General features: G+C 70.5%; 7 protein-coding genes. 2 read left to right on the top strand and 5 right to left on the bottom strand.

Translation table 11 applies throughout. The features are described 5' to 3' along the window. Positions 1-138: 138 nt before the first annotated feature. Together FF36_RS13490 and FF36_RS13485 are read left to right on the top strand one after the other, a co-directional pair. Positions 139-390, top strand: a complete 252-nt coding sequence (locus tag FF36_RS13490; protein ID WP_236706400.1) for a hypothetical protein — start codon at positions 139-141, stop codon at positions 388-390. Beyond that, positions 360-665 (top strand): type II toxin-antitoxin system PemK/MazF family toxin, encoded by a 306-nt coding sequence (locus FF36_RS13485; protein ID WP_313949835.1) that lies wholly within the window; start codon positions 360-362, stop codon positions 663-665. The genes FF36_RS13490 and FF36_RS13485 overlap by 31 nt, the downstream gene beginning before the upstream one ends. Before the next feature lie 175 nt (positions 666-840). Here the strand turns inward: FF36_RS13485 and FF36_RS13480 are convergent, their stop codons facing one another. The 5 genes from FF36_RS13480 to FF36_RS13460 all read right to left on the bottom strand — a co-directional run bounded on the left by FF36_RS13480 (position 841) and on the right by FF36_RS13460 (position 6,336). Beyond that, positions 841-1,098 (bottom strand): F0F1 ATP synthase subunit epsilon, encoded by a 258-nt coding sequence (locus tag FF36_RS13480; protein ID WP_044885390.1) that lies wholly within the window; start codon positions 1,096-1,098, stop codon positions 841-843. Then, positions 1,098-2,537, bottom strand: coding sequence for a F0F1 ATP synthase subunit beta (atpD, locus tag FF36_RS13475; protein ID WP_044885389.1), 1,440 nt, complete (start codon positions 2,535-2,537; stop codon positions 1,098-1,100). The genes FF36_RS13480 and atpD overlap by 1 nt, the downstream gene beginning before the upstream one ends. A 331-nt stretch (positions 2,538-2,868) precedes the next feature. After that, on the bottom strand, positions 2,869-3,765 hold the full coding sequence (locus tag FF36_RS13470) for a F0F1 ATP synthase subunit gamma (RefSeq protein WP_044885388.1): 897 nt from the start codon (positions 3,763-3,765) through the stop codon (positions 2,869-2,871). A gap of 3 nt (positions 3,766-3,768) precedes the next feature. Continuing rightward, on the bottom strand, positions 3,769-5,427 hold the full coding sequence (gene atpA / locus FF36_RS13465; RefSeq protein WP_044885387.1) for a F0F1 ATP synthase subunit alpha: 1,659 nt from the start codon (positions 5,425-5,427) through the stop codon (positions 3,769-3,771). Between the two features lie 75 nt (positions 5,428-5,502). Further along, complete coding sequence (locus FF36_RS13460) at positions 5,503-6,336, bottom strand: F0F1 ATP synthase subunit delta (protein WP_044885386.1); 834 nt, start codon at positions 6,334-6,336, stop codon at positions 5,503-5,505.

The raw sequence follows: 6,336 nt of genomic DNA, 5'->3' as shown, positions 1-6,336 counted from the left end.
GGTACAGACGGGCGACGTGAACCGACCGGGGCATGGCTGTAATTCTACCCGAATACACGGCGATTCACCTCCCGACTAAAGGCGGAAGCCCTCTCACCGAAGCTTGGTAGACTGGCGATCATGAGTACAACGGTGCGCGTGAGCGAGAGGACGCGGCAGCGGGTCGCGGCCTTGGCGGCGTCCACCAACCAGCAGATGCAGACCATCATCGACGAGGCCGTCGAGGCCTACGAGCGCGAGCTGTTCTGGCGCGGCTTCGAGCAGGGCTACGAGCAGCTCGCCGACGATCCGGACGGCTGGGACGCCATTGAGGCCGAGCGGTCGGCCGAGTCGCCGGCCCTGCGGGACGGGCTGGAGCGATCTCACCTCGCCGCAGCGAGGTATGGATAGTTGACTTCGGCGAGCCGATCGGCCACGAACAGGGGCTGCGCCGGCCAGTGATGGTCGTGTCCGCGGATCGGCTCAACCGCAGCCGCGCGGGCCTGTCCATCGTTGTCCCCGTCACCAGGACCCGGCGGGGTCTGCCCTCCCACGTCGAGCTCGCGCCCGGCGGCACGGGACTGCACCAGACGAGCTTTGCCAAGGTCGAGGACGTCAAGTCGGTGTCGCAGCAGCGGTTCACCCGCCGCCTCGGGGTCGTGGGCCCGACCACCTGCTCCGGATGACCGAGGCGCTGAAGTTCCTGCTGGACATGTGACCGCGACGGGCCCACGGAGCCCGCGAACGCAGATCCCGGGAACGAGCGAGGGCGCGTCCCCCCGCAGGGAACGCGCCCGTGACTGCCTCGGTCGGCCCGGCCAGGCCAGGTCTGTTCGGGGGCCCGGCGGGGCCCCGCAAAGCTCAGCTCAGCGTGGCCGTCTCGGCCAGAATGCTGACGCCCTGGTGGGTGACGGAGATGAAGCCGCCGTCGACCTGCGCCGAGATCTCCCGGCCGCCGGTCTTGACCCGCACCGTGCCGCCCGGGACCAGCACCCCGAGCAGCGGCACGTGGCCGGGCAGGACGCCGAGATCACCTTCGGTGGTCCGGGCGACGACCATGTCGGCGTCGCCGGACCACACCTCCTGCTCGGGCGAGACGATCGCCACCCGGATCGGCATTACAGGTTCTCCGCGTTCTTCTCCGCGTCCTCGATGCCACCGCACATGAAGAACGCCTGCTCGGGCAGGTGGTCGTAGTCGCCCTGGGAGAGCCGCTTGAACGAGTCGATGGTCTCGTCGAGCGGGACGAACTTGCCGGGAATGTTGGTGAACTGCTCCGCGACGAAGAACGGCTGCGACAGGAACCGCTGGATCCGCCGGGCCCGGTTGACGAGGATCTTGTCCTCTTCGGAGAGCTCGTCGATGCCGAGGATGGCGATGATGTCCTGCAGGTCCTTGTAACGCTGCAGGATCCGCTGCACCTCGCGGGCCGTGTCGTAGTGCTCCTGGCCCAGGTAGCGGGCGTCGAGGATCCGGGAGTTCGAGTCGAGCGGGCTCACCGCCGGGTAGATGCCCAGGTCGGAGATGGACCGGTCGAGCACCGTCTGGGCGTCGAGGTGGGTGAACGTCGTCGCCGGCGCCGGGTCGGTCAGGTCGTCCGCGGGCACGTAGATGGCCTGCAGCGAGGTGATCGAGTGGCCGCGGGTCGAGGTGATGCGCTCCTGGAGCACACCCATCTCGTCAGCGAGCGTCGGCTGGTACCCCACGGCGGACGGCATCCGGCCGAGCAGGGTGGAAACCTCGGAGCCGGCCTGGGTGAACCGGAAGATGTTGTCGATGAACAGCAGCACGTCCTGCTTCTGGACGTCCCGGAAGTACTCGGCCATGGTCAGCGCGCCCAGCGCCACCCGCAGCCGGGTGCCGGGCGGCTCGTCCATCTGGCCGAACACCAGCGCGGTGTCCTCGATGACGCCGGCCTCGGTCATCTCCAGGAACAGGTCGTTGCCCTCACGGGTGCGCTCGCCGACTCCGGCGAACACCGACACGCCACCGAACTCCTTGGCGACGCGGCGGATCATCTCCTGGATGATGACGGTCTTGCCGACGCCGGCACCGCCGAACAGGCCGATCTTCCCGCCACGCACGTACGGGGCGAGGAGGTCGATGACCTTGATGCCGGTGGTGAACATCTCGGTCTTGGACTCGAGCTGGTCGAACGCCGGCGCCTGCCGGTGGATCGACCACCGCGTCTCGGCGTCGACCTTCTCGACGTCGAGCGGGGTGCCGAGCACGTTGAACACGTGGCCCTTGGTCGCGTCGCCGACGGGCACGGAGATCGGGGCGCCGGTGTCCCGCACGGCGGCGCCGCGGACCAGACCGTCGGTCTGCTGCATGGAGATGGCGCGCACCGTGTTGTCGCCGATGTGCTGGGCGACCTCCAGCGTCAGCGTCAGCGTCTCGCCGCCGATCGTGCGGTCGACCTCGAGGGCCTGGTAGATCTCGGGAAGCTCGTCCGGCGCGAACTCCACGTCGACGACCGGTCCGATGACTCGGGCGACCCGGCCGATCCCCGGGGTCCGGCCCTCCGCCGTGGCCGGCGAGCTGGTGGTGACGGTCATGGCGTCCTCAGTTTCCCTCATTGCCCGTCGCCGCAGCCTCGGGCTAGCCGTTCTCTGGCACCTCCGGCGCCGCCGGCATGGTGGGCGCGTCCCCGCCCGCCGTCCGTCGGCGCCGTACTTCTACGTTGTGGTCAGTCGGTGTCGTCTCGCCCGGGCACTCGAGGTGAGGTGGGTGCTCGTCCCCCGAAGGTGTCTCACCTCGACGATGCGCCCTCCCGCGTGAGGACGCCCCACCCTTCGGTGATGCCCCACGCACCAGTGTCACCCAATGTGTCCGGCGACGCGACGACATGGCGGATGTCCTCGCCGAATCGTGCGCCGCCGGTCCACGTCAGGAGGCCGAAGCCAGGGCGTTGGCGCCGCCGACGATCTCGGAGATCTCCTGGGTGATCGCGTCCTGCCGGGCCCGGTTGGCCTGCCGGGAGTAGCTGCGGATGAGGTCCTCGGCGTTGTCGGTCGCGGACTTCATCGCCCGCTGCCGCGCCGCCGACTCCGACGCCGCCGACTCGAGCATCGCCGCGTACAGGCGGCTCTCGACGTACCGGGGCAGCAGCGCGTCGAGGACCGCCTCCGCGGACGGCTCGAACTCGTACTGGGGCAGCGGACCGCCGGCCGGTGGCTCATCGGTCTCGGTCAGCACCATCGGCAGCAGCCGGCGCGCGACCGGGTTCTGCGCGATGGCGGAGACGTACTCGGTGTGGACGACGTGGATCTCGTCGACCCCACCGTCCTCGGGGGCGGCGACGAACGAGGCGATCAGCGCGTCCGCGACCGACTTGGCGTCGGCGTAGGACGGCTGCTCGGAGAAGCCGGTGTACTCGCCGCTCATCGCCCGGCCACGGAAGCGGTAGTAGCCCACTCCCTTGCGGCCGATGACGTGCAGCTCCGGCTCCTTGCCCTCCAGGCGCAACAGCTCGATGAGCTCGTTGGTGCGCCGCAGCGCGTTCGAGCTGTAGCCGCCGGCCAGCCCACGGTCACTGGTGATCACCACGACCGCGGCCCGGGCGGGCTGGGGTCGCTCGGTGGTCAGCGGGTGGCTGATCGTCGTCTGCGACGCCACCGCCTCGATCACCCGGGTGATCTCCTCGGCGTAGGGGCGGGCCGCGGCGACCCGTGCCCGGGCCTTGGCGATCCGGGAGGCCGCGATCAGCTCCATCGCCCTGGTGATCTTCTTCGTCGACTGCACCGAGCGGATGCGCCGCCGGTACTCGCGAAGCTGCCCCGCCACGGATCAGCCCTCGTCGTTGGCGCGTGCCGGAGCCCGGTGAACCGGGATGGACTCCTGACGGACCGCACCGGGGTCGAGCGGGCTGGCGGCGGGCTCGTTGACCAGCGGCTTCCCGTCGGACAGCGTGAACTGGTTCTTGAACGCGGCGATCGCCGAGTTCAGCTCCTGGATCGTGTCGTCGCCGAGCTTGCCGGAGCCGAGGATGGCGTCGTAGATCCCACGGTGGGACCGGCCCACGTAGTCCAGGAACTCCGTCTCGAACCGCCGGACGTCGGCCACCGGCACGTCGTCGACCTTGCCGGTGGTGCCGGCCCAGATCGACACGACCTGCCGCTCGATCGGGTACGGCTGGTTCTGCGGCTGCTTGAGCAGCTCGACGAGGCGCGCGCCCCGGGCGAGCTGGTCACGCGAGGCCTTGTCCAGGTCCGAGCCGAACGCGGAGAACGCCTCCAGCTCGCGGTACTGGGCGAGGTCCAGGCGCAGCCGGCCGGCGACGGACTTCATCGCCTTGGTCTGCGCGCTGCCGCCGACGCGGGACACCGAGGTGCCGACGTTGATGGCGGGGCGGACGCCCTGGTTGAACAGGTCCGACTCCAGGAAGATCTGGCCGTCGGTGATCGAGATGACGTTCGTCGGGATGTAGGCCGAGATGTCGCTGGCCTTCGTCTCGATGATCGGCAGCCCGGTCAGCGACCCGCCGCCGAGCTCGTCGGAGAGCTTCGCGCAGCGCTCCAGCAGGCGGGAGTGCAAGTAGAACACGTCGCCGGGGTACGCCTCGCGGCCCGGCGGGCGGCGCAGCAGCAGCGAGATCGCCCGGTACGCCTCGGCCTGCTTGGACAGGTCATCGAAGACGATCAGCGCGTGCTGGCCGTTGTACATCCAGTGCTGGGCGATCGCGGAACCCGCGTACGGCGCGATGTACTTGAAGCCGGCCGGCTCGTCGGCGGGGGCGGCGACCACCGTGGTGTAGGCCAGCGCGCCGGCCTCCTCCAGGGTGTTCACCACCTCGCGGATGGTCGACTTCTTCTGGCCGATCGCCACGTAGACGCACTTGACCTGCTTCGACGGATCGCCGGAGGCCCAGTTGTCCCGCTGGTTGATGATCGTGTCGATGGCCACCGTCGTCTTGCCGGTCTGCCGGTCACCGATGATGAGCTGGCGCTGGCCGCGGCCGATGGCGGTCATGGCGTCGATCGCCTTGATGCCCGTCTGCAGCGGCTCCTTGACCGGCTGGCGCTGGACGACCGTCGGCGCCTGCAGTTCGAGGGCCCGGGAGCCCTCGGCCTGGATCTCGCCGAGGCCGTCGATCGGCCGGCCGAGCGGGTCGACGACCCGCCCGAGGAAGCCGTCACCGACGGGGACAGCGAGGATCTCGCCGGTGCGGCGGACCTCCTGCCCCTCCTCGATGTGCTCGGCCTCGCCCAGGATGACGGTGCCGATCTCGCCGATCTCGAGGTTCAGCGCGAGGCCCAGCACGCCGCCGGAGAACTCCAGCAGCTCGTTGGTCATCGTGTGCGGGAGACCCTCGACCCGGGCGATGCCGTCACCGGTGACGACGACCCGGCCGACCTCCTCCCGGCCGGCGGAGGTGGCCTGGAAGGAGTCGACGTACTCCCGTAGGGCGTCGCGGATCTCCTCCGGCCGGATGGAGAGCTCAGTCATCGCTTACGTCCTTCGTCGTTCATCGCTGGCAGGGCAGGTCGCCTGGGCGCCGCCATGGTCATGACCGCCACCCGGCTATCGAAGCAGCGCCCGGCGCGCGGCGGCCAGGCGGCGTAGCACGCTGCCGTCGACCACCTCGTCGCCGACCTTCACCACGATCCCGCCGAGGAGCTCGGGATCGAGATCGACCTGAAGTTGGATCTGGCGGCCGAAGTACCGGCTGATCGCCGCGCCCAGGCGGGCGATGACCTCGTCGGTCAACGGCACCGCCGTGCGCACGATCGCGACGACCCGACCCCGGCGGGCCGCGGCGATCCGGCTGAAGTCGGCCAGGCGACGCTCGACGTCACCGTGGATCCGGTCGGCCGCGGCCTGCTGGGCCAACCGCAGGGTGACCGGGTGGGCCCGACCGGACAGCAGCCGGGCCAGCAGCGCGTTCTTCACCGACGCCGGCGCGGCCGGGTCGGTCAGCGCCAGGGCGAGCTGCGGGTGCTGGCCGAGGATCCGGGCGAACCGGAACAGCTCGTCCTCGACCTCCTCCAGCGCGCCGTCCCGCTCCGCCTCGACCAGCAGGGCCTCGACGCTCAGTTCAAGCAGCGCGTACTGCAGGTCGACCGGCCGGGACCAGCGCGCCGAGACCGCGGTCTGCACGATCCGCAGGCTCACCGCGTCGAGCTGGCGGCCGAGCAGCCTGGCCGCGAGCTCGGTGCGCGCCGTCGGGGGCGCTCCCGGGTCGGTCAGCGCGCGGCGCACGGTCGGCTCCCGATGGAGCAGGTCGGCGACGGCCCGCAGATCGTCGGCGACCCGACTGGCATCCACCGAGGTGACGGTGGCGCCCGGCGGCGTCGCCGTGGCCTCGTCGAGGGTCGCCCGCGCGGTGGCGAGCCCGTGCCTGCTGGCTCCCTCCAC

The sequence above is a fragment of the Frankia torreyi genome (assembly GCF_000948395.1).
GTDB classification, from domain to species: domain Bacteria; phylum Actinomycetota; class Actinomycetes; order Frankiales; family Frankiaceae; genus Frankia; species Frankia torreyi.
The sequence above is the reverse complement of the archived record's forward strand: the minus strand, read 5'-3'. Positions and strand labels throughout refer to the sequence as shown.